We start from the raw sequence: 22716 nt of genomic DNA, 5'->3' as shown, positions 1-22716 counted from the left end.
CGCGGAGCGCCTCCTCGTGTGTGACGACGCCCGGAGTCAGGCGCGGCGGGAGGCGAGCGCGGCCTCGTAGAGCGCGCGACGCGAGAGGCCGGTGTGCTCGGCCACCTCGGCCGATGCCCCCTTCAGCCGCGACCCGGCCGCGACCCGCTCGAGGACGGCCAGGAGCGCGTCCTCGAGCGACGCCTCCCTGACCGGCGCGCCCTCGACGACGAGGCAGATCTCGCCGCGGAGCCCGCCGGCCGCCCACTCGGCCAGCTCGGCCGCGGGGCCGCGGCGCACCTCCTCGAACATCTTGGTCAGCTCGCGGCAGACGACGACGCGGCGCTCGGGCCCCATCACCTCGACCAGATCGGCGAGGGCGTCGCCGATGCGGTGCGGGGACTCGAAGAAGACCATGGTGCGCCGCTCGTCGACGAGCGAGCGGAAGGTCGACACGCGCTCGCCGTGCTTGCGCGGCAGGAAGCCCTCGAAGCTGAAGCGGTCGGTCGGCAGACCGGACACGGCGAGCGCCATCAGCACGGCCGACGGCCCGGGGAGCGCGGTGACGGCGACTCCGGCGGCGACCGCCGTCTCGACCAGGTGGTACCCCGGGTCGGAGACCGTGGGCATGCCGGCGTCGCTCAGCACCAGGAGATCCTCCTCGCGGGCGAGCTCGACGAGCTCGGCCGACCGCTCCCGCTCGTTGTGGTCGTGCAGCGCGTAGAGCGTCGGCCGGTTCTCGATGCCCAGAGCCCGGAGGAGCTGGATCGTCACGCGGGTGTCCTCCGCCGCGATGTGCCTCGCGCTCGAGAGCGCCTCCACGAGTCGCCGGGAGGCGTCGCCGAGGTTTCCGATGGGCGTGCCGGCGAGGATGATCATGCGGCCATCCTCCCAGCCCGTCGCAGGCGTCTCCGGATTCACGGGGCCGGCACATGTCGGACAGCCACGATGGACCGCCGGCGCCGCCCGCCGGGGAGAGCAGGAGTGCCATGAGAGCCGTCCAGTACCGCGAGATCGGCGCAGAGCCGGTCGTCGTCGACGTCGACAAGCCGACGCCCGGGCCGGGTCAGGTCCTCCTGCGGGTCACCGCGGCGGGCCTGTGCCACTCCGACTCCTTCGTGATGGGGCTCCCCGAGGAGCAGTACACCTACGGCCTGCCCCTCACCCTCGGGCACGAGGGCGCGGGAGTCGTCGCCGAGCTCGGCGACGGCGTGACCGGCGTCGAGGTGGGCGACTCCGTCGCCGTCTACGGACCCTGGGGCTGCGGCGTCTGCCGCGCCTGCGCCGCGGGACGCGAGAACTACTGCCCGCACGCCGCGGAGCTGGGGATCACCCCTCCGGGTCTCGGAGCGCCGGGTGCGATGGCCGAGTACGTCCTGATCGACGACGTCCGCCACCTCGTGCCGCTCGGCGACCTCGACCCCGTCGAGTCGGTCTCGCTGACGGACGCCGGGCTCACGCCGTACCACGCGATCCGCTCGAGCGCCGCCGTGCTCGTGCCCGGCTCGACCGCCCTCGTGATCGGCAGCGGCGGCCTCGGGCACATCGGCATCCAGATCCTCAAGGCGATCACACCCGCCCGGGTCGTCGTGCTCGACCTCTCGGACGAGAAGCTCGCCCTGGCGCGCGAGGTCGGCGCCGACGAGACGCTGCGCTCCGACGACGCCGAGGTCGTCGCCCGGATCCGCGAGCTCACCGGCGGGGAGGGCGCGGAGGCGGTGTTCGACTTCGTCGGCGCGGAGCCGACCCTCGAGATCGCACGGCAGTCGGTCGCGCTCGACGGGCAGATCCAGATCGTGGGCATCGGCGGCGGGATCCTGCCGACGGGATTTTTCTCGTCGCCGTTCGGAGCCTCTGTGCGCGCTCCCTACTGGGGATCGCGGACCGAGCTGATGGAGGTGCTCGATCTGGCCCGCGCCGGCCTCGTGCGCGTGCACACCGAGCGGTTCTCGATCGAGGACGCGCCGGAGGCGTACCGGCGACTGCACGACGGGGACATCCGCGGTAGGGCCGTCGTCGTTCCGTGACGCCCCGTTAGTCTGGCCGGGTGACGGACCGACCGCAGCGCGACTTCGACGACCTGCTCCTGGACTCCGCGGGATCGACGAGTCCGCTCGAGACCGCTGCGGGCCGGGCGCCGCGGGCGCGGCCGGACGTCCCCGACGTGCCGCGGGGATCCTGGTTCGACGACGTCTTCGGGCGCCTCGTCTCGACTCCCGCGCGTCGTCGGCTGTACGACCTCGGGCTGCCCCTGCTGGTCGTGCTGGTCGCCGCCTTCCTCCGCCTCTGGAACCTCGGCCACCCGCGCTCGCTCGTCTTCGACGAGACCTTCTATGTGAAGGACGCCTGGACGCTCTGGAACCTCGGCTTCGAGGGCGCCTGGCCCGAGGACTCCGACCCCGGATTCATCTCCGGAGCCGTCGACACCTTCACCGGGGCGCCGGCGTTCGTGGTGCACCCACCGCTGGGCAAGTGGATCATCGGGCTCGGGATGGGCGCGCTCGGCGCCGACGACAGCGTCGGCTGGCGGATCTCGACCGCCCTCGCGGGGATCCTCGCGGTCGCCCTGGTGATCGTCATCGCCAGGCTGCTCTTCCGATCGACCCTCATCGCCTCCCTCGCCGGCCTCTTCCTCGCCCTCGACGGCCACGCGATCGTGATGTCGCGGGTCTCGCTGCTCGACGGCATCCTCATGCTCGTCGCCCTCTGCGGAGTCGCGGCCGTGCTGCTCGATCGGCGCTGGGCCGAGCAGCGGCTCGCCGAGAAGGTCGCGGCCGGGGCGCTGCCGAGCTGGGGGCCCGTGCTCTGGTGGCGTCCGTGGCTCCTGACCGCCGGCCTCTTCTTCGGTCTGGCCGCCGGCGTCAAGTGGACCGGCATCTACTTCCTCGCCGCCTACGGGATCTACTCGGTGCTGGTCGACGCGATGATGCGCCGCCGCGCGGGGGTGCCGTTCTGGGCGAGCGGCGCGGTGCTCAAACAGGGGCCGGTGACGTTCCTCCTGGTCGTGCCGATCGCGCTGATCGCCTACCTCTCGACGTGGCTCGGCTGGCTCCGCACGTCCGGCGGCTGGGCGCGGCAGTGGGCGACGGAGGCGCCGGGGAACGCCTGGACCGGCGCGCTCGCATGGGTGCCCGACTGGGCGCAGAGCCTCTGGCACTACCACGTCCAGATGTACGACTACTCGATCAATCTGCGCGCGACGCACCCCTACCAGGCCAGTCCGCTGACCTGGCTCCTGATGCAGCGGCCGACGAGCATGTACTTCGTCGATCAGGCGCAGGGCGTCGACGGATGCACCGCCGACCGCTGCGACGAGGCGATCACCTCGGTCGCGAATCCGCTGATCTGGTACGTCGGAGTGCTCGCACTCGCCTACCTCGTCTACCGCTTCGCCCGCTACCGCGAGTGGCGCGCGGGGTTCGTGCTGATGGGCATCGTCGCGGGCTACCTGCCGTGGATGCTCTACCTCGACCGCACGGTCTTCCAGTTCTACTGCGTCGTCTTCGAGCCCTACATGATGCTGGCGCTGGCGCTCACGGCGGGGATCGTCCTCGGCTCGCCCGGCGACGAACGCGGGAGGCGCACCCGCGGGATCCTGATCGTCGGCGTCTTCGTCGTGCTGGCCGCCGCGCTCACGGCGTACTTCTACCCGCTGTGGACCGGGCAGCAGACGTCGTTCGCGTTCTGGCAGGCGCACATGTGGCTGCCGTCGTGGGTCTGACCTGCTGATGGGGTCGGCCGGGTCGTGGAGCTGATCCGCCGGGTCGGCCCTGGGGTCGCCGTCTGCGCCCTCGCCGCCCTCGTCGCCGCCGGTGTGCACGCCGTGGTCCCGGCCGTGCCGATGCTCACCGCGGCGGTGGCGCTCGGGATCCTCGTCGCGCAGATCCCCTCGGCGCGCCCGGTTCTCGGGCGCCTCGGTCCGGGCCTGAAGTTCTCGTCGCGGACCCTGATGCGCGCGGGGATCGTGCTGCTCGGCCTCAAGCTCTCGCTGATCGACATCGCCGCGCTCGGCTGGGGCGCGATCCTCGTCGTCGTCGGGATCGTGCTGGCGACCTTCGCACTGACCTACGCGCTCGGGCGGGCGCTGCGCCTGCCGGGGAGGGAGCCGCTGCTGCTGGCCGCCGGGTTCTCGATCTGCGGGGCCTCCGCGATCGGGGCGATGGCGGGGGCGACCCGCGCGAAGGAGGAGGAGCAGGCCACCCCGGTCGCACTGGTGACCCTCTGCGGGACCCTCGCGATCGCCGTGCTGCCGGCGCTTCAGCATCCGCTCGGCCTCTCGGACGCGTCCTTCGGGCACTGGGTGGGTGCCTCGGTGCACGACGTCGGGCAGGTCGTCGCGACGGCGCAGGTGGCCGGGGCATCGGCGCTCGCGATCGCGGTCGTCGTGAAGCTGACGCGCGTCGTGATGCTCGCGCCGATGGTGGCGGTGGCCGCGGCGGTGACCCGACGCACGGGGTCGGCGGGCGGACCGCGGCCGGCCGTCGTGCCGCTGTTCGTGGTCGGATTCCTCGCCGCGGTGCTCGTGCGGACGCTGATCCCGCTGCCGGAGGGCGTGCTCGTCGCCGCGGACACGGCCCAGACCTGGCTGCTCGCTGCTGCCCTCTTCGCGCTCGGCAGCGCAGTGCGGCTGCGGTCGCTGCTGACGACGGGGTGGCGGGCGCTGGTCGTCGCGCTGGCCTCGTGGGCCGCGATCGCGGGGATGGCGCTGGCGGCCGTCCACGCCTCGGTGTGAGTGTTACGGGATGCGTCGCGGGAGGTCCGGCGATGTCGGCGGCGGCGGCTAACGTCGATCGCATGGCAGATCGCGAGTACGGCTTCAAGACGCGTGCGATCCACGCGGGCAACATCCCCGACCCGGTGACGGGCGCGCGAGCGCTGCCGATCTACCAGACGAGCGCGTTCGTCTTCGACGACACCTCCGATGCGGCGGCCCGCTTCGCACTGCAGAAGTACGGCAACATCTACTCCCGCCTGTCGAACCCCACCGTCGCCGCGTTTGAGGAGCGGGTCGCGAGCCTCGAGGGGGGCCTGGGTGCCGTGGCGACCGCCTCCGGTCTGTCGGCGCAGTTCATCACCTTCGCGGCGCTCGTCGGAGCGGGCGATCACGTGGTGGCGTCGGCCAACCTCTACGGCGGCTCGATCACGCAGCTCGACGTGACGCTGCGGCGCTTCGGAGTCGAGACCACCTTCGTGCAGTCGAGCGACCCGGCCGACTACGCGGCGGCGATCACGCCCGAGACCAAGGTCCTCTACGCCGAGACGATCGCGAACCCCTCCGGCGAGATCGCCGACATCGAGGGGCTGGCCGAGGTCGCCCACGCCGCCGGGATCCCGCTCATCATCGACTCGACCGTCGCGACGCCCTACCTCGTCCGGCCGATCGAGTGGGGCGCCGACATCGTCATCCACTCGGCCACCAAGTTCCTCGGCGGGCACGGCACCACGCTCGGCGGCGTGGTCGTCGAATCGGGCCGCTTCCACTACTCGCACGAGAAGTTCCCGCTGCTGCACGACGCCGTCGCCTCGTACGGCGGGCTCTCGTGGGACGGCAACTTCGGCGAGTACGGCTTCCTCACGCGCCTCCGCGCCGAGCAGCTGCGCGACATCGGGCCGGTCCTCGCTCCGCACTCGGCCTTCCTGCTCGCGCAGGGCGTCGAGACGCTGCCCTACCGGATCCAGGCGCACGTCGACAACGCCCGCCGCGTCGCGGAGTGGCTCGACGCCGACCCGCGGGTCGAGGCGGTCTACTGGGCAGGGCTGCCCGAGCACCCGCACTTCGAGCGGGCGCAGAAGTACCTGCCGAAGGGTCCGGGATCGGTCTTCAGCTTCGTCGTCAAGGGCGGTCGCGCGGTCGGTCAGACCTTCATCGAGTCGGTCGACCTCGCGAGCCACCTGGCCAACATCGGCGACGCGAAGACGCTGGTGATCCACCCCGCCTCCACCACGCACGCGCAGCTCACCGAGCAGCAGCTGCTCCACGCCGGCGTTCTGCCGGGGCTGGTCCGCCTCTCGGTCGGCATCGAGGACGCGGACGACATCATCTACGATCTCGACCAGGCGCTCGCCCACGCGGTCGAGAAGCACGGCACTCCGGATGCGCCGACCGAGCTGCCCGACGACGTCTCGGTGACCATCGACTCGCCCACCGTGGAGGTCTGACCATGAGCACCGACGCCACCGTCGTCGCGCAGCTGTCCAACGGGCTCAGCTGCTCCGTCCCCGCGAGCTCGCCTCTCGCGAAGCTGCTGAAGTCGCAGCGCACCTGGGTGGGTCCCGACGCCAAGAAGCGGCTCGACATCCTGCGCCGAGCGAAGACCGTCGCGATCGTGGGAGCATCGCCCAACCCCGCGCGCTCGTCGTACTTCGTCTCGACCTACCTCCAGCAGTCGAGCGACTACGAGCTCTACTTCGTGAACCCGAACGCGACCGAGATCCTCGGGCAGCCGGTCTACAGGAGCCTCGCAGACCTGCCGGTCGTCCCCGACATCGTCGACGTCTTCCGCAAGGCGAGCGACATCCCCTCGGTCATCGACGACGTCGTGGCGATCGGCGCGCCGACCGTCTGGGTGCAGCTCGGCATCTGGAACCAGGAGGCGGCCGAGTACGGCGAGTCGAAGGGACTGACGGTCGTGATGGACCGCTGCATCAAGGTCGAGCACGCCCGCTTCCACGGCGGACTGCACCTCCTCGGCTTCGACACCGGCCAGATCACCTCGCGCAAGACGATCCGCTGACGCGGCGGCCCGGAGCGACGACCTCCGGCTCGCAGAACCGCACTCGGCTCGCAGGAACCTCGCGTTCCCGCGAGCCGAACGTGTTTCTCCGAGTCGACGGTGCCCGCGACCGGCAGCCTTAGATCGGAGGAGCGAGGACGTCGGGCGATCCTCCTCCTCCCGCGGGGCGAGCGCGTCCCCCGCGAGTCGGAGACCCCTCCGCATCGGGTGCACGGTCTCTGGGCGACACCTCCGGATCGTCGATGGGCCACGGCCCCAGGAGTAGGCAGGACGTGCAAGGGAGAAACGAACTCCGCTGATCGTCACAACGAATCAGGCCGCTCAGCGGCCACGAAGAGGTGTACGAAACGATGAGAAATCCCCGTCCCACTCCACCCGCGCAGCGCCCCCGGCGCCTCCTGATCGCAGGAGTCGCGTGCGGCGCACTCGCCTTCGGGTCGCTCGCCACGGCGCCCGTCGCCCTCGCCGCCGACGCGCCGGTCAGCGCCGTCGCGGCGTCGGCCGCAGCCTGGCCCGTCGTCGCCGAGGGCGAGAACAGCGCGAACGCCCGCACCGTCCAGCACCTGCTGAACGCCGCCGGCTACACCGTCGACGCCGACGGCGTCTTCGGACCGGCCACCGCATCCGCGGTGACCTCCTTCCAGACCGATCGCGGGCTCTCGGCCGACGGGATCGTCGGCGAGCAGACCTGGTCGGCCCTGATCACGACGGTCTCGTCGGGCGACTCCGGCGAGACGGTCACCGCCCTGCAGGTCCAGCTGAACAAGACCGGCGCCGGGCTGAGCGTCGACGGCTCCTTCGGGCCGGCGACGCAGTCCGCCGTAGAGAGCTTCCAGTCGTCGGCCGGTCTCACGGTCGACGGCATCGCCGGCCCCCAGACCTGGCAGTCGATCGTGGGCTCCGGGTCCGGCACCACGCCGGATCCCGGTCAGCCGGGTGAGACCTTCGCCACGCTCAGCGACGAGCAGCTCGCCAACGTCCGGACGATCATCGCGGAGGGGAAGACCGCCGGGGTGCCCGAGTACGGCTGGGTCGTGGCGATCGCGACCGCGATGCAGGAGTCGCGCCTCCGCAACCTGTCGGGCGGCGACCGGGACTCGGTCGGGCTCTTCCAGCAGCGGCCCTCCGCCGGCTGGGGTGCTGCGGCCGATCTCGTCGATCCCGTCTACGCCTCCAGGGCGTTCTACGGAGCGGCGAACAGCCCGACCACGAACACCGGCCTGACGGACATCGCGGGCTGGGAGTCGATGTCGGTCACGGAGGCGGCGCAGGCCGTGCAGGTATCGGCCTACCCGGACGCGTACGCGCAGTGGGAGACGCTGGCGCGCGAGGCAGTCGAGAGCGAGGGATGAGGACCATGACCACGACCACCATCACGGAGGCACCGGAGCGCCGGGGCATCCGTGCCCGCCTTCTCGCCGTCCTCACAGCCCTGGTCCTCGCGATCGGCTTCGCAGGCGGCACCGCCACTTCCGCGCAGGCCGCGGACTGGCCGGTGCTCTCCTCCGGATCGAGCGGGGAGGACGTGACCACGGCGCAGTACCTGCTGCGCTCCTCCGGTCAGTCGCTCGATGTCGACGGGGCCTTCGGTCCCGGAACCCAGGCCGCCGTCACCTCGTTCCAGTCGGGCAGCGGCCTCGCGGCCGACGGCGTGATCGGCGAGGCGACCTGGGGCGCGCTGACCGTGACCGTCCAGAGCGGCTCCTCCGGCGATGCGGTGAGTGCTGCGCAGACCCAGCTGAACGCGAACGGAGCGTCGATCGCCGTCGACGGCGCGTTCGGCGCCGCGACGACCTCTGCGACGCAGAGCTTCCAGAGCTCGGCGGGTCTGACCGCCGACGGGATCATCGGGCCGGCGACCTGGAAGGCTCTCATCGCGGGGACCGGAGGCGGCACCACGCCTCCTCCGAGCGGCGACGCCGCGGCGACCGCTCAGGCGATCCTCGACAACCCCGGGATCGAGCTCTACGACTCCGGCGACGACCCGGCATCGACCGCCCTCGCGAACATCCGTGACACGGCCGCCGGCCAGCCCGCGAAGACGAGCCCCGGCGGCGATGCGGGGGTCACGTCGGTGTCCCTCGACCCGGCGATGCTCGACGCGCTGCTGAAGCTCAGCACGCAGTACGGGCACACCCTGTCGGTGTCGTCGATCGCCGGCGAAGACCACACGTCGGCGTCCCGCCACTACACGGGCAACGCGGTCGACATCCCGATCATCGACGGCACCTTCGTGGCCGCCGGCGCCGACCACCAGTCCGTGCAGAACGCCTGCGACGAGATGGGGGCGACGCTCACGCTCGGCCCGGGCGACGAGGGTCACTCCGACCACGTGCACTGCGAGTTCTGACCACGCCGACCGGAGGGGGCGGGCGCCTGACCAGGGCGCCCGCCCCCTGCGTCGTGCGGGGCGTAGTCTCGGGACATGAGCGCCTACGTCTCCGTTCTCGACCTGTTCAGCGTGGGGATCGGTCCGTCGAGCTCGCACACCGTCGGCCCGATGCGGGCTGCGCTGGCACTGGCGGAGCGCCTCCGCTCGGCCGGCCTTCTCGGCACCGTGAGTCGCGTGGGCTGCACCCTCTACGGGTCGCTGGGGGCGACCGGGATCGGTCACGGCACGCCCGACGCGGTCGTCGCCGGCCTGTCCGGACTCGCTCCCGAGAGCTGCGACCCCGACGAGGTGCGCGGCGCCTGGCGGCGGCTCGACGAGATCGGCGAGATCCTGCTCGCCGGCGAGCAGCGCCTCCCGATGTCGCGCGACGACATCGCCTTCGAGCCGCGGACGAGACTCCCCGAGCACCCCAACGCGGTCACCTTCAGCGTCTGGCTCGGCGAGGAGGCACTCCCCGAGTGGGAGGAGACCTACTACTCGATCGGCGGCGGCTTCATCCGTCGCGCCGGGGAGCGGGCCGAGCTCGCGGCGCTCGCGGCGCATCCGTACCCCTTCGTCTCGGCCGCCGATCTGCTCTCCGTCTGCGATCGGACCCGCTCGAGCATCGACGAGATCGCGGCCGCGAACGAGCGCGCCCTGCATCCGGACCAGGACATCGACGCCCGGCTCGACGGCATCTGGGACGCGATGGCCGCGTGCGTCGACCGTGGACTGGCGACCGACGGAGTGCTGCCCGGCGGCCTCGAGGTGCGACGGCGCGCCTCGGTGCTGCGCGAGCGGCTCGAGGCGTTCGAGGTCGATCCGCTCGATCGGGCGCGGGCGACATCGGTCGAGTGGCTCCACGCCTTCGCCCTCGCGGTGAACGAGGAGAACGCCGCGGGCGGGCGCGTCGTGACGGCGCCGACGAACGGGGCCGCCGGGATCATCCCCGCTGTCGCCCACTACTACCTCCGCTTCGTGCCGGGTGCGGATCGGGCGGGGATCCGCCGGTTCCTCCTGACGGCGACCGCGATCGGCTCGCTGTGCAAGACGAACGCCTCGATCTCGGGAGCCGAGGCGGGCTGCCAGGGCGAGGTCGGCTCGGCCTGCGCGATGGCCGCGGGTGCGCTCTGCGCGGTGCTCGGAGGCACTCCGCGGCAGGTCGAGAACGCCGCCGAGATCGCGATGGAGCACCACCTCGGCCTCACCTGCGACCCGGTCGGCGGCCTGGTGCAGATCCCCTGCATCGAGCGCAACGCCATCGCCGCATCGACCGCGGTCAGTGCGGCGAGGCTGGCGCTGCACGGGGACGGCATCCACCGCGTCTCCCTCGACACCGTCATCGAGACGATGCGGCAGACCGGGATCGACATGTCCTCGAAGTACAAGGAGACGAGCGAGGGCGGCCTGGCCGTCAACGTCATCGAGTGCTGACGCCTCCCCCGCCGAGGGAGGAGGGAGGAGGGGCGGGCGGTGCGTGACGTGGGGTGACGCGACGGGGTGCGGGTGTCGCAGGTGCCGCCTAGCGTGGAGGGATGAGCAGCCCCTACCTCGCCCGGCCGATCGTCTCGACGCAGTGGCTCGCCGACCAGCTCGGCCGCGACGGGCTGGTCGTGATCGATGCGAGCGTGCTCGTCGTCAGCGGCTTCGACGGCCGCCCCGGCTACCTCAGCGGCGAGGAGCAGTACCTCGTCGACGGCCACGTGCCGGGCGCGGTGTTCGCCGACCTGATCGAGCAGCTCTCCGATCCCGGAGCCGTTCACCCCTTCACCCGCCTCGACCCCGAGCGCTTCGCCGCCGCGGTCGGCGAGCTCGGCATCGACGACGACTCGGTCGTGGTGGTCTACGACTCCGCCGTCGGGCAGTGGGCATCGAGGCTCTGGTGGCTCCTGCGTGCCGCGGGGCACGACTCCGTCGCCGTGCTCGACGGGGGTCTGACGGCGTGGCGGCAGGAGGCGCGCCCGCTCGAGACCGGTCACGTCGCGCCGATTCCCGGTCGCGGCATCACGGTGCGGCAGGAGCGCCCGCTGTGGATCGACAAGGCCGGCGTCGAGCGCGTCGTGGCCGGCGACGAGCCGGGCGCCCTCGTCTGCGCTGTCCCGCCGAAGGAGTTCACCGGTGAGGCGGGCAGACGCGCGCGTCCGGGTCACCTCCCGGGTTCAGTGAGCGTCCCCGCGGCCCGCCTCGTCGACAGGGAGGCGAACACGCTGCTGCCGGCCGATCGCCTCCGGGCGCTCTTCGCCGACGTGCTCGGCGCCGAGCGGATCGTGCTCTACTGCGGAGGCGGCATCGCCGCGGCGGCCGACGCCCTCGCCCTCTCTCTCCTCGGCTACGACGACGTCGTGATCTACGACGGGTCGCTCAACGAATGGGCGGCGGACCCCGACGCTCCGCTCGTGGTCACGGCCGCATGAGGATGCTGCCGGGCAGGACCGTCGTCGGCAGCGCGCAGACGAACGCCTCGCAGGCGTAGGCGGTCGGCAGCCCGTCGCGCGAGGTGCGCCCCTCGAACAGCTCGAACCCCGCCTCCGTCCACTCGACGGCCCCGGCGTCCGAGACCGCGACGAGCACGCCGAGGTCGGCGGAGCGAGCGCCCTCGAGCAGGCCGGTCGCTCCGCTCGGCGCGACCAGCACCAGCTGCGTGATCGGCCGCGCGAGCCGCGAGGCCAGGGACAGCACCGCACCGAACCCCATCGGCTGCGAGAGCGCGCTCGGGGCGACCCCGTCGACCACCGCCTCCGCCGCGTCACGGTAGCGCCGGTCGCCGGTGAGCAGGAAGAGCTCGTGCGCGGCGTCGGCCGCGGCCGAGAGACCCGACGGGTAGGCACCCTCCGAGGGGTCGGCGGCGAGCAGCAGGCCGCGCGCCGTCAGGGCGGGATCGCCTCCGCCCGGGAGCGCGAACGGCGGCCACGCCGAACCCGCGGCGTCGAGGGCACCGTCGATCAGGCGCCGCGCGACGAGCGCGTAGCGGGGCGACCCCTCGGCGACGGCGAGGCGCAGCAGGCCTCCCGCGAGCATCCCGAGGTCTTCCAGCGCGGGGCGGGCCGCAGAGACCGCGTCGCCGAGGGAGGCGCGGACCGCGAGGGTCCCGTCGACGACGTGGCGGTCGAGGAGGAAGTCGGCCGCCCGGCGAGCGGCGTCGATCCACTCCTCGCGCCCCAGCGCGCGCCCGGCGCGGGCCAGCGCCTGGACGGCGAGGCCGTTCCAGCCGGTGACCACCTTCTCGTCGAGCGCGGGCGGTTCGAGACCGCTCCGGTCCTCAGCGAGGTAGTAACCGCCCTCGGAGCGCGTCCCGTCGACGATGCTCTCCGAGTCCTGGGCGCTCGCGAAGCCGCCTCCTGGTCGCTGCAGGGTGTCGAGGAGGAAGGAGGCGATGCCCTCCGCGACCCCCGTCAGCGCGGCCGCATCGGTGCCGCCCCGGCCGAGCAGCACCGCCGCGACGTCCAGGAGCAGAGCGTTGTCGTAGAGCATCCGCTCGTAGTGGGGATCGCTCCAGTCGGCTCGGGTCGCGTAGCGGAAGAAGCCGCCGTCGCGGTCGCGCAGGGGTGACCGGGCGAGCGCCAGGAGTGTGCGCTCGGCGAGCTCCGCCCCCGTCTCGCGCGAGGCGAGGAATCCGAGGACCGGTGCGACGGGGAACTTCGGGGCGCCGCCGAAGCCGCCGTGATCGCGGTCCTCCTCCGCGAGCAGCAGGGCTACCGCCGCGTCGAGCTCGGCGTCGTCCGGAGTCCCGTCGGCAGGCGGCAGAGCTGCGGTGGCCTCGCGCAGCGCGGTCGCGAGCGAGCCCGCCGTCGCGTGCACCTCGTCGCGGCGCAGACGCCACGCCTCCGACACGGCGTCGAGCACGTCCGAGAAGGCGGGCGAGCCGCCGACCGCGCGGGGCGGGAAGTAGGTGCCCGCGTAGAAGGCCTCGCCCCCGGGAGTCGTGAAGACGGTCAGCGGCCAGCCGAGGTGGCGGGTGAAGGCGCTGGCGGCGGTGAGGTAGGCGGTGTCGACGTCGGGGTGCTCCTCGCGGTCGACCTTCACGGCGACGAAGCCCGCGTTCAGGCGCGCGGCGAGGACCGGGTCGGAGAAGGACTCGCGAGCCATCACGTGGCACCAGTGGCAGGTCGCGTAGCCGATCGAGACGAGGACGGGAACGTCGCGGCGGACCGCCTCGGCGAACGCCTCCTCGCCCCAGGGGAACCAGTCGACGGGGTTGTCCGCGTGCGAGCGGAGGTAGGGGCTGACACTGGAGCGCAGTCGTTCGGCCATCCCCCCACGCTATCCCGGGCCCGCGGGGGTGCCAGGGGGTTGCCGGGCGCGCACGACCCCCGCCGAGGCGACTCACCCACCGCGACGACCGTTCTCAGCCGACGTTCTGCAGCGCCTCCTCGCCGCGGGGCGAGGGCACGAGCGGGAGGGCCGCCACCGGCGCGAGGGCGACGATCGCGAAGGCCAGCGGATAGCCGACGAGGCCGATCAGGGCGCCGATCGCGGGAGCCGCCACGGCCGCGGTCGCGAACTGCCCGGTGTTCTGCGCCCCGAGCGCCCGGCCCGACCACGACGGCCCCGCGATCTCGGCGACGGAGGTGAAGGCGAGCCCGTTGTCGGCGACCGAGATCGTCGTGGCCGCGACGAAGAGGACGGCGGCCACGGCGACTCCGGCGTGCACCGCGCTCGAGCCGGCGAGGAGCAGCAGGGCGACGACGCCCGCGACCGCGACCCAGCGCAGCGGCCGGAGGCGCGAGCCGACCCTGTCGCTGAGCACGCCGACGCCGATCCGGCCGAACGCGCCCGCGAACTGCGCGACCGCGATGAGCACGCCGGCGGCGGCCGGCTCCCAGCTCTGATCGACGATCAGCCAGACGAGCCCGAAGGTCGAGAGGGTGAACTGCGGCACGACGAGCAGGGCCGAGACCGCGTGGATGCGCCAGAGTGCGCCGCTCCCCCGGTAGGGATTGCGGGCCGCGGTCGCGGCGCCCCGGGGAGCCCGCGGCGGGTCGACGATCCCGATCCCGCAGGCGACGGCGAGGACCCCGAGCAGCACGGCCGGCACGGCGAGGGCGGCCGGAATGCCGGCGGCGGCGGCGATCGGCGGGATGCTGAGCGAGGCGGCGGCAACTCCGAGGGGCTGACTCATCTGACGGATGCCCATCGCGAGTCCGCGGCGGTGGCGCGGGAACCAGCCGATCACCACGCGCCCGCTCGCGGCGTTGACGCTGCCCGACGCCATCCCGCCGAGGAGGAGGAAGACGGCGAGCGCGATCAGATCGCCGGTCAGCATCGCCGCGACCGCGCTGAGGGCGGTCGCGCCCACTCCGATCGCGATCACGATCCGCTCGCCGTAGCGGTCGGCCAGCGCACCCCACGCGACGAGCGTCAGCACGAGTCCGACGTTGGGCGCGGAGGCGAGCAGGCCCGCCTCGGCGAGCGAGTAGCCGTACTCGGTGTGCAGCAGCGGGATGAGGAACGGGGGGACCGACACGAAGACGGTCGTGGCGGCCTGCGCGGCGACTCCGAGGGCGAGCATCAGCCACGGTCGCGGGGTGCGGGGCACGGGTCTCCTACGGGTGTCTCGGGCCCACGGGTGTCTCGGGCCCGCGGGTGTCTCGGTGCGCGCCCTCGGCCGGGCGCGCGATCCTCAGCGCTCGAAGAACCAGCCGCTCGGCCGATCGGCTCCGGAGGAGGCGCCGGGTCCGCGACCGCGGCGCCTCCCGACGACGAGGTAGGCGATGCTGCCGAGGAACGGCGCGATGACGATGAACGCGACCCAGCCGACCTTCGCGACCTTCGACAGCCGCGGGTTCGAGAGCACGCCCTGGATCGCGAAGAGCAGCAGCACGATGTTGAGCACCACCAGGAGGGACTGCGGGTTCACGCTCTGCTCTCTGCCGTGACCGGTCCGCGCGATCGAGGATCCCGGTCGGGATGTGCCGTCCCGGACGGGAGGAGCGTCCGGCGACCCGCTCTCTCGCGGGATTCTGCGAGGAGGAGGGCCAGGGCATTGTCGCACGCGGCCGTAGGATGGAGGGCTCATGTCAGAGGTCCTCAGCATCCGCTACCCGCCAGAACTCCCCGTCTCGGCGCGGAGGGACGACATCGCTGCGGCGATCCGCGACAACCAGGTCGTGATCGTCGCCGGAGCCACCGGATCGGGCAAGACCACCCAGCTGCCGAAGATCTGCCTCGAGCTCGGGCGCGGGAGCATCGCGCACACCCAGCCGCGCCGCATCGCCGCGCGCACGATCGCCGAGCGCATCGCGGAGGAGCTCGACGACGAGGTCGGCGGGATCGTCGGCTACCAGGTGCGGTTCACCGACCGGGCGAGCGCCTCGACGCGGATCAAGCTGATGACCGACGGCATCCTGCTGAACGAGATGAACCACGACCGGATGCTCAGCCGGTACGACACGATCATCATCGACGAGGCGCACGAGCGCAGCCTCAACATCGACTTCCTCCTCGGCTACCTGCACCGCCTGCTGCCGCAGCGGCCCGATCTGAAGCTCATCATCACCTCGGCGACCATCGATCCGGCGAGCTTCGCGCGGCACTTCGCCGACGCCGGCGGGAAGCCCGCGCCGGTGATCGAGGTCTCGGGCCGCACCTACCCGGTCGAGATCCGCTACCGCCCTCTCGTCGCCGAGGAGCCGGAGGAGGACGACGACACCGACACGCCCGACGCGACCGCCGGCAGCCGCGACCTCCTCACCGGCATCACCGACGCGCTCGCCGAGCTCGCCCGCGAGGACTCGGGCGACGTGCTCGTCTTCCTCTCGGGCGAGAACGAGATCCGCGACGCGGAGGACGCCATCCGCGGGCAGAACCTGCCCGGCACCGAGGTCCTGCCCCTCTACGGGCGCCTCTCGGCCGCCGACCAGCACCGGGTCTTCGAGCGCACGCGCACCCCGGGGGTGCGCAGGCGCGTCGTCCTGGCGACGAACGTCGCCGAGACGAGCCTCACCGTTCCGGGCATCCGCTACGTGATCGACGGAGGCACCGCCCGCATCTCGCGCTACAGCGCGCGCTCCAAGGTGCAGCGCCTCCCGATCGAGGCGGTCTCGCAGGCCTCCGCGAATCAGCGCTCCGGCCGCTCCGGCCGCACCAGCGCCGGCATCGCGATCCGGCTCTACTCGGAGGAGGACTACCTCCGGCGCCCGGAGTACACCGACCCCGAGATCCTGCGCACGGGCCTCGCCGCCGTCATCCTGCAGATGATCTCGCTGGGCCTGGGCGACATCGCCTCCTTCCCCTTCCTGACGCCTCCCGACTCGCGCGGCATCAAGGACGGCCTCGACCTGCTCACCGAGCTCGGCGCGATCCGCGCTCCCTCCGACGCCGGGCGAGGGGCCCCTCCCGGCGGCGACGCCGAGGCGGGCACGACCGGCGCTCCACGAGGCCGGTCGAGTGCGCCGCAGCTCACCCGCACCGGACGCGACCTGGCGAGGCTGCCGATCGACCCGCGGTTCGGGCGCATGGTCATCGAGTCGCGCAAGCACGGGGTCAGCCGCGAGGTGATGGCCATCGTCGCCGGGCTGACGATCCAGGACGTCCGCGAGCGCCCGCTCGAGCGCCGCGCGCAGGCCGACCAGCAGCACGCGCGCTTCGTCGACCCGACGAGCGACTTCCTCACCCTGCTGAACCTCTGGAACCATCTGGAGGAGAAGCAGCAGGAGCTCTCCTCCAGTGCCTTCCGCCGGCTCTGCAAGGCCGAGTACCTCAACTACCTGCGGGTGCGCGAGTGGCAGGACGTCTTCCGCCAGCTCCGGCAGCTCGCCCGGCCGCTCAAGCTCGAGCTCGGCGAGCCGAAGGTCGACCCCGACGGGATCCACCGCTCGCTGCTCGCAGGCCTCCTCTCGCACCTGGGCATCAAGGACACGACGTCGCAGCAGGCTCAGCGCGCGGCGAAGAACCGCGAGCGCCAGAGCGTGCAGTACGTCGGCGCGCGCAACGCCAAGTTCTCGATCTTCCCCGGCAGTGCGCTCGCCAAGAAGCTGCCCGACGCCGTGATGAGCGCCGAGCTCGTCGAGACCAGCCGGCTCTTCGCCCGCTCGAACGCCGCGATCGACCCGGCGTGGGCGGAGGCGATCGCGGGCGACCTCGTCAAGCGGCAGTTCAGCGAGCCGCACTGGGAGAAGTCGCAGGGCGCGGCGGTCGCCTACGAGAAGGTCACGCTCTACGGCGTGCCGATCATCGCGCGGCGCCGCGTGCAGTTCTCGCGGATCGATGCCGCCTACGCCCGGGAGCTGTTCATCCGGCACGCCCTGGTCGAGGGCGAGTGGGAGTCGCGCCACGCGTTCGACCGGAAGAACCGGGCCCTGCGCGCCGAGCTCGAGCGCCTCGAGGAGCGGACGCGGCGCCGCGATCTGCTCGTCGACGACGAGGCGGTCTTCGACTTCTACGACCGCCGACTCCCCCGCGACATCCACTCGGTGCGCTCGTTCGACTCCTGGTGGCGGACCGCCCAGCACGACGAGCCCGACCTGCTCACGATGACGCAGCAGACCCTGCTGCCCGAGGACGCGGAGGAGATCGACGAGACCGCGTTCCCGACGCAGTGGCGCCAGGCCGACCAGCGCTTCCGCCTCTCGTACCGCTTCGAACCGGGCACGGAGGAGGACGGCGTCACAGTGCACGTGCCGCTCGCGCTCCTGCCGCGCGTCACGCCGCTCGGCTTCGACTGGCTCGTGCCGGGCCTCCGCGCCGAGCTGGTGACCGCCATGATCAAGGCGCTGCCCAAGCACCTCCGGCGCAACGTCGTCCCGGCGAACGACTGGGCGCGCAAGCTCACCGCGACCCTCCCCCACGACGTCCCGAATCCGCCCACGGAGTCGTTCGCCGCCACCCTCGCGGCGGCCATCCGGCGGGAGGCCGGCGTCGTCGTGCAGGCGTCCGACTTCGACCTCGAGCGCATCCCGAGCCACCTCCGGGTGACCTTCGCGATCGCCGACGAGCGCGGGCGCACCCTCGCGGCCGGCAAGGAGCTCGCGCCGCTCGCGGAGCGCCTGCGCGGCCGGGTCCGCGACGAGGTCGCCCGGGTCGTCGAGGCCCGCGTGCCCGACGCACTCGAGCGACGGGGCCTGAAGACGTGGGACATGCCCGAGCTGCCGCGCGTCACCGACACCCGGCAGGGCGGCAACACGATCCGGGCCTACCCCGCACTGATCGACGACGGCGACTCCGTCTCGATCCGCCTGCTCGCGACTCCCGAGGACCAGGCCAGGGAGCACCCGCGCGGGGTGCGGCGCCTCCTGCTGCTCGCGACGCCGAGCCCGGTGGCCTACGTGCAGCAGCACCTCACCTCGAACGAGAAGCTCGTGCTCGCGCAGAGCCCCTACCAGAACACGACGGCGCTGTTCACCGACTGCCTGCTGGCCTGCGTCGACGCGGTCCTCTGGCGGATGAAGCCCGACGGGATGCTGTTCCTCAGGGCCGAGTTCGACGCGGTGCGCGACCGGGTGTCGGCGAGCGTGATGGACTCGATGTTCGAGACCGTGAAGACGGTGACCACGATCCTGACGACGGCCCGCGGGGTCGAGAAGGCGCTGAAGGCCTCGACGAGCATGGCCCTGCTGCCCGCCCTGACCGACGCGCGCCAGCAGCTCTCGGGCCTGGTCTACGCGGGATTCGTCTCCGCGACCGGAGTGGAGCGCCTCCGGCACCTGCCGCGCTACCTCGCGGCGATCACCGAGCGATTCGGCAAGATCGGCGAGAACGTCGGTCGCGACCGGGTCTGGCTCAACGAGGTGCAGGCGGCCGAGGAGCTGTACCGCTCGGCGGGAGGCGTCACGCCGCTGCCCCCGCACGCCCCGGAGAACCTGGCCCGCGCCCGCTGGATGATCGAGGAGCTGCGGGTGAGCTTCTTCGCGCAGGGCCTCGGCACGGCCGAGAGCGTCTCGCTGCAGCGGATCCGCAAGGTGCTCGCGGGCTGATCGCAAGCCCTCCGCCGAGGGAGCAGCGAGCGTCGAGGGAGCCCGCCCTGGCGGGTCTCGTGGGCGTTTCGGGTTCTCTCGCGCGGGCCGCTAGTGTCGTCCGGTGGGCAGCTACACCGAACTCCTGAGAACCCCGGGGGTGGGGCGCATCATCGCCGCGCAGCTCACCGCGCGCTTCCCGTTCGGGATGCTGTCGCTCGCGTTCCTCCTGCACGTCGAGCGCGTGCACGACTCCTACGCCGCGGCGGGTCTGGTGCTCGGCTCGATGTCGATCGGGCAGGCGATCGCCGGCCCGCTGACGAGCCGGCTGATGGGCCGGCTCGGGATGCGCCTCGTCCTCACGCTCACCCTCATCGTCTGCGCCGCCGCGATCATCGCGATGGCCCTGCTCGAGCTCGAGGTGTGGCAGTTCGTGGTGATCGCCCTGGTCGCGGGCCTGAGCATGCCGCCCGTCCAGCCCGCGGTGCGCACGATCTACCCGAAGATGGTGACGAGCTCGCAGCTCACCCCCCTCTTCTCGCTCGACGCGTCGGCGCAGGAGATCATCTGGGTGCTCGGGCCGGTGCTCACCACGTTCGTCTCGATCCAGATCTCGACGGTCGCGGGCATCCTCGTGGCCGCCGCGTTCCTGATCGGAGGCGGCATCTGGTTCATCGCCTCGCCCGAGGTGGGCCGCGTGCGGATCCCGCGCTCCAAGCGCAAGCTCGGCGTGGTGCTCACGAAGCCCCCGGTGCTCCTGGCGACCGTGGTCGGCTTCCTCCTCGTCGGCGCCTGCGCGGCGGTCGAGGCCGGAGTCGTCGCCGTGTTCGGCGAGGGCGGGGTCGAGTCGGGAGTGGTCCTCGCGATCTTCGCGGCCGGCTCGCTGGTGGGCGGTCTGACGCTGGGTCACATCCCGATCAGCCGGTGGGCGACCGCGCGCCGGATGCTGATCGTCACGGTCGGCATGGGTCTCGCGGCCTTCTCGACCGACTTCTGGTGGCTCTCGGCGACGCTCTTCCTCGCCGGAGTCGGCATCGCTCCCGCCCTCGCCGCCCTCTTCACGATCACCGCGGCGAGTGTGCGGTTCTCGGACACGGCGGAGGCTTACGGCTGGGTCGGCACCGGTCAGCTCATCGGCGCGGCACTGGGCTCCGCCATCGCCGGCGTGCAGATCGACCAGGCCGGGCCGACCGCCGCGATCGCGGTCGCCGCGGCGTTCGCGTTCGTCGGCTTCGTCGTCCCCGCGCTCGGCCGGCGCTACCACCCCGATCTGCGCGGCCGCGACGCGAGCCCGCTCCCCGACACCGAACCCGTGAACCTGCCCACCTGATCCGCTCGCCCGTTGCTGGGGCCCGCGCGCCGCGCCTAGGGTTGGCGCCACAACGGGGCACTCGGAGGGGACGGCGATGGGACTGCGCGACGACGCCGAGGACCTCGTCCGGGTCCACCAGCGCGCCGCGGCCGAGGCGCACGTCCTGGTGCCGTGGTCCGATCCCGAGACGCCCGACTGGTGCGCCGAGCTAGCGGCAGGGCTGTGGGAGGGATCGTTCCGGCCGAGCCCCGTGTACTACCGACCGGAGGACCCCTCGCACGCGTGGAGGGGTCCGCACCCCGTGCACGTGCACCACCTCGGGTACGGCTGGCAGCTCACCGCCCACCGCGAGCGGGCAGGAGCCTCGGTGTCGACCACCGCGGTGGTGCTCGAGACGGGCTCGCTCTGGCTCGGCACCGGGACCGGCCGGCGGCCCGGCAGGGGACTGCGGGCGCTCGGGGACCACGGCCTGATCGAGGGCCTCCAGCCGGGTCACGACGACTTCTTCGCGGTGCGGCGCTTCGCCGACCGCAGCCCCGAGGCGCAGGCCGATCGCCGCCTCCTCTTCGGGGTCGCCGGGCTCGCCGCCTTGATCGAGGACACGGTGCGGGTCGGGCCGCACGGCGAGCTCGACTGGACCCTCTGAGGCCCCGTGGAAGCATGGAGGGCATGACCACTCCCCTCATCCCCCTGAACGACGGCCGCGCGATCCCCCAGCTCGGACTCGGCGTCTACAAGATCGGCGACGCCGAAGCGGCCCGCACCGTCGCGACCGCACTGGAGGCGGGCTATCGGCACGTCGACACGGCCACGCTCTACGGCAACGAGCGCGGAGTCGGCGAGGGGATCCGGGCGAGCGGAGTGCCGCGCGAGCAGGTCTTCGTGACCACCAAGGTCTGGAACGACGACCACGGCTTCGACGAGACCCTCGCGGCCTTCGACCGCAGCCTCGAGCTGCTCGGCGCCGACTACGTCGACCTCTACCTCGTGCACTGGCCGATCCCCTCCCGCGACCGCTACGTCGACACCTACCGCGCGCTGGAGCGCATCAAGCAGGAGGGTCGCGCCCGGTCGATCGGGGTGTCGAACTTCGCCGTCGAGCACCTCGAGCGCCTCCTCGGCGAGACCGACGTCGTCCCCGCGATCAATCAGGTCGAGCTGCATCCGCGACTCCCGCAGGACGAGCTGCGCGCCTTCGACGCCGCTCACGGCATCGTGACCGAGGCGTGGTCGCCGCTGGCGCGCGGTCGCCTGCTCGAGGAGCCCGTGCTCGCGCGGATCGCGGCGAAGCACGGCGTCTCGCCCGCGCAGGTCGTCCTCCGCTGGCACGTGCAGCTCGGCGTCGTCGTGATCCCGAAGTCGGTGACACCCGCGCGGATCGCCGAGAACCTCGACGTCTTCGGCTTCGCGCTCGACGACGAGGATCTGGCGGGCATCGGCGCCCTGGCGACCGGCGAGCGCACCGGCCGCGACCCGCGGTTCGACTGAGCACGCTCCGCGGACCACGTGGGGATATCGATCTCGATACCCCTCATCCGGCGGCTGCTCGACCAGCAGAGTGCGCAGGAAGCCGCGTCTCGAGCCGTCGCGCTGCGCCTAGCCTGGCCGCATGACGAACCGCGACGCACTCCTCCTGCACGGCCTCGGCGGCGCCTCCGGCACCTGGTGGCGGCTCGCCGAGGAGCTGCGCGCGGCGGGCTGGACGGTCACGGCTCCCGACCTCCGCGGGCACGGCGCAGGAGCGCGGGGCGGCTCCTCGCGCCACGACGACTACGCCGACGACGCACTCGCCCAGCGCCCGGGCCGGGGAGCCTGGGGGCTGGTCGTGGGGCACTCCCTCGGCGGTGCGATCGCCGTGCGGGCGGCGGCGCGCGACTCCGGCTGGACCGAGCGCCTGGTGCTGCTCGACCCGGTCCTCCGACTCGGCGAGGGCGTGCGGGCGGAGGTGCGCGAGGGCGAGCTCGCCGCCCTCACGGTGTCCGCCGCGGACCTCGCCGCCGACACACCGGCGTGGGACGAGCGCGACCGCGCCGAGAAGCTGCTCGCCGCCCGCGCCGCGGATCCCGCCGCGGTCGCCGCGACCCTGGACGAGAACGACCCGTGGGATCTGCTCGCCGACGTCCCAGCGCTCACGGCACCGGTGCTCGTCCTGGCCGGAGACCCGGCGATCTTCACCTTCTTCCCGCCGAGCCTCGCCGCCGACGTGCTCCGCGCCAACCCGCGCGTGCGCTACGCGGTGGTCGCCGGCGCCGGCCACAGCCCGCACCGCGACCGTCCTCGCGAGACCACGGCGATGCTCCGCGAGTGGGCCGAGAGCCCGGCCACGCTCTGACGGCCGGCGACGGCCGCCCGCACCCCGCGGTGTTTCCGGCCCGTGAAATCTGCCCCGAAGGGGTGTGCTCGCCCGCACCCTGTGAATAGCCTCGACGA

Annotated in this window: 18 protein-coding genes; 14 read left to right on the top strand and 4 right to left on the bottom strand. The window is 72.7% G+C overall.

The features are described from left to right. Positions 1-36 precede the first annotated feature (36 nt). Positions 37-858: a 16S rRNA (cytidine(1402)-2'-O)-methyltransferase gene (rsmI, locus tag B9Y99_RS13665; RefSeq protein WP_085477098.1), complete on the bottom strand. Its 822-nt coding sequence runs from the start codon at positions 856-858 to the stop codon at positions 37-39. 110 nt (positions 859-968) lie between these two features. Here rsmI and B9Y99_RS13660 point away from each other — a divergent pair, with 110 nt between their 5' ends. The 9 genes from B9Y99_RS13660 to B9Y99_RS13620 all read left to right on the top strand — a co-directional run bounded on the left by B9Y99_RS13660 (position 969) and on the right by B9Y99_RS13620 (position 11498). After that, on the top strand, positions 969-2006 hold the full coding sequence (locus B9Y99_RS13660) for an NAD(P)-dependent alcohol dehydrogenase (protein ID WP_085477097.1): 1038 nt from the start codon (positions 969-971) through the stop codon (positions 2004-2006). Positions 2007-2026: 20 nt separating this feature from the next. Then, the gene (locus tag B9Y99_RS13655; protein WP_244274913.1) at positions 2027-3700 is read left to right on the top strand and encodes a dolichyl-phosphate-mannose--protein mannosyltransferase; all 1674 of its coding nucleotides are present in this window, start codon (positions 2027-2029) and stop codon (positions 3698-3700) included. A 24-nt stretch (positions 3701-3724) separates the two neighbouring features. Continuing rightward, complete coding sequence (locus B9Y99_RS13650) at positions 3725-4711, top strand: YeiH family protein (RefSeq protein ID WP_085477096.1); 987 nt, start codon at positions 3725-3727, stop codon at positions 4709-4711. Between the two features lie 62 nt (positions 4712-4773). Next, positions 4774-6138 carry an O-acetylhomoserine aminocarboxypropyltransferase/cysteine synthase family protein gene (locus B9Y99_RS13645; protein ID WP_085477095.1) on the top strand — a complete coding sequence of 455 codons (1365 nt, stop codon included), beginning with the start codon at positions 4774-4776 and terminating at the stop codon, positions 6136-6138. A 2-nt stretch (positions 6139-6140) separates the two neighbouring features. Continuing rightward, positions 6141-6713, top strand: coding sequence for a CoA-binding protein (locus B9Y99_RS13640; RefSeq protein ID WP_085477094.1), 573 nt, complete (start codon positions 6141-6143; stop codon positions 6711-6713). A gap of 350 nt (positions 6714-7063) precedes the next feature. Then, positions 7064-8065: a peptidoglycan-binding domain-containing protein gene (locus tag B9Y99_RS13635; RefSeq protein ID WP_085477093.1), complete on the top strand. Its 1002-nt coding sequence runs from the start codon at positions 7064-7066 to the stop codon at positions 8063-8065. A 5-nt stretch (positions 8066-8070) separates the two neighbouring features. Next, the gene (locus tag B9Y99_RS13630; protein WP_165759628.1) at positions 8071-9063 is read left to right on the top strand and encodes a peptidoglycan-binding domain-containing protein; all 993 of its coding nucleotides are present in this window, start codon (positions 8071-8073) and stop codon (positions 9061-9063) included. A gap of 75 nt (positions 9064-9138) precedes the next feature. After that, the gene (locus tag B9Y99_RS13625; protein ID WP_085477091.1) at positions 9139-10518 is read left to right on the top strand and encodes an L-serine ammonia-lyase; all 1380 of its coding nucleotides are present in this window, start codon (positions 9139-9141) and stop codon (positions 10516-10518) included. A gap of 101 nt (positions 10519-10619) precedes the next feature. Further along, the gene (locus B9Y99_RS13620) at positions 10620-11498 is read left to right on the top strand and encodes a sulfurtransferase (protein ID WP_085477090.1); all 879 of its coding nucleotides are present in this window, start codon (positions 10620-10622) and stop codon (positions 11496-11498) included. Here the strand turns inward: B9Y99_RS13620 and B9Y99_RS13615 are convergent. From B9Y99_RS13615 to B9Y99_RS18850, 3 genes are all read right to left on the bottom strand, one after another. Beyond that, a complete protein-coding gene (locus B9Y99_RS13615) occupies positions 11485-13335 on the bottom strand; it encodes a thioredoxin domain-containing protein (protein ID WP_085477089.1) in 1851 nt (616 codons plus the stop codon). The two genes, B9Y99_RS13620 and B9Y99_RS13615, sit on opposite strands and share 14 nt — an antisense overlap. A gap of 94 nt (positions 13336-13429) precedes the next feature. Next, complete coding sequence (locus tag B9Y99_RS13610; RefSeq protein ID WP_085477088.1) at positions 13430-14593, bottom strand: MFS transporter; 1164 nt, start codon at positions 14591-14593, stop codon at positions 13430-13432. Positions 14594-14704: 111 nt separating this feature from the next. Then, positions 14705-14941, bottom strand: coding sequence for a PLDc N-terminal domain-containing protein (locus tag B9Y99_RS18850; protein ID WP_165759627.1), 237 nt, complete (start codon positions 14939-14941; stop codon positions 14705-14707). A gap of 157 nt (positions 14942-15098) precedes the next feature. On the opposite strand from B9Y99_RS18850, the gene hrpA reads away from it, so the two are divergent. From hrpA to B9Y99_RS13580, 5 genes are all read left to right on the top strand, one after another. Next, positions 15099-18995, top strand: coding sequence for an ATP-dependent RNA helicase HrpA (gene hrpA, locus B9Y99_RS13600; protein ID WP_085477087.1), 3897 nt, complete (start codon positions 15099-15101; stop codon positions 18993-18995). Positions 18996-19098: 103 nt separating this feature from the next. Continuing rightward, the gene (locus tag B9Y99_RS13595; RefSeq protein ID WP_085477086.1) at positions 19099-20304 is read left to right on the top strand and encodes an MFS transporter; all 1206 of its coding nucleotides are present in this window, start codon (positions 19099-19101) and stop codon (positions 20302-20304) included. Positions 20305-20380: 76 nt separating this feature from the next. Then, a complete protein-coding gene (locus tag B9Y99_RS13590) occupies positions 20381-20932 on the top strand; it encodes a hypothetical protein (protein ID WP_085477085.1) in 552 nt (183 codons plus the stop codon). Between the two features lie 23 nt (positions 20933-20955). Beyond that, entirely contained in the window at positions 20956-21774 is an 819-nt protein-coding gene (locus tag B9Y99_RS13585; protein WP_085477421.1) for an aldo/keto reductase, read from the top strand. Between the two features lie 121 nt (positions 21775-21895). Then, on the top strand, positions 21896-22618 hold the full coding sequence (locus B9Y99_RS13580) for an alpha/beta fold hydrolase (RefSeq protein ID WP_085477084.1): 723 nt from the start codon (positions 21896-21898) through the stop codon (positions 22616-22618). Positions 22619-22716: the final 98 nt, after the last annotated feature.

Origin of the sequence: Rathayibacter oskolensis (assembly GCF_900177245.1) — a bacterium.
GTDB classification, from domain to species: domain Bacteria; phylum Actinomycetota; class Actinomycetes; order Actinomycetales; family Microbacteriaceae; genus Rathayibacter; species Rathayibacter oskolensis.
Note: the sequence above shows the minus strand (reverse complement) of the source record. Positions and strands in the feature narration are given on the sequence as shown.

Excerpts from the sequence above, each read along its gene's own strand:
- B9Y99_RS13640 (WP_085477094.1), top strand. The coding sequence starts at position 6,141 with ATGAGCACCGACGCCACCGTCGTCGCGCAGCTGTCCAACGGGCTCAGC.
- B9Y99_RS13620 (WP_085477090.1), top strand. The coding sequence starts at position 10,620 with ATGAGCAGCCCCTACCTCGCCCGGCCGATCGTCTCGACGCAGTGGCTC.
- B9Y99_RS13580 (WP_085477084.1), top strand. The coding sequence starts at position 21,896 with ATGACGAACCGCGACGCACTCCTCCTGCACGGCCTCGGCGGCGCCTCC.
- rsmI (WP_085477098.1), bottom strand. The coding sequence starts at position 858 with ATGATCATCCTCGCCGGCACGCCCATCGGAAACCTCGGCGACGCCTCC.
- B9Y99_RS13635 (WP_085477093.1), top strand. The coding sequence starts at position 7,064 with ATGAGAAATCCCCGTCCCACTCCACCCGCGCAGCGCCCCCGGCGCCTC.
- B9Y99_RS13645 (WP_085477095.1), top strand. The coding sequence starts at position 4,774 with ATGGCAGATCGCGAGTACGGCTTCAAGACGCGTGCGATCCACGCGGGC.
- B9Y99_RS13585 (WP_085477421.1), top strand. The coding sequence starts at position 20,956 with ATGACCACTCCCCTCATCCCCCTGAACGACGGCCGCGCGATCCCCCAG.
- B9Y99_RS13660 (WP_085477097.1), top strand. The coding sequence starts at position 969 with ATGAGAGCCGTCCAGTACCGCGAGATCGGCGCAGAGCCGGTCGTCGTC.
- B9Y99_RS13625 (WP_085477091.1), top strand. The coding sequence starts at position 9,139 with ATGAGCGCCTACGTCTCCGTTCTCGACCTGTTCAGCGTGGGGATCGGT.
- B9Y99_RS13590 (WP_085477085.1), top strand. The coding sequence starts at position 20,381 with ATGGGACTGCGCGACGACGCCGAGGACCTCGTCCGGGTCCACCAGCGC.
- hrpA (WP_085477087.1), top strand. The coding sequence starts at position 15,099 with ATGTCAGAGGTCCTCAGCATCCGCTACCCGCCAGAACTCCCCGTCTCG.
- B9Y99_RS13610 (WP_085477088.1), bottom strand. The coding sequence starts at position 14,593 with ATGCTCGCCCTCGGAGTCGCCGCGCAGGCCGCCACGACCGTCTTCGTG.
- B9Y99_RS13615 (WP_085477089.1), bottom strand. The coding sequence starts at position 13,335 with ATGGCCGAACGACTGCGCTCCAGTGTCAGCCCCTACCTCCGCTCGCAC.
- B9Y99_RS13630 (WP_165759628.1), top strand. The coding sequence starts at position 8,071 with ATGACCACGACCACCATCACGGAGGCACCGGAGCGCCGGGGCATCCGT.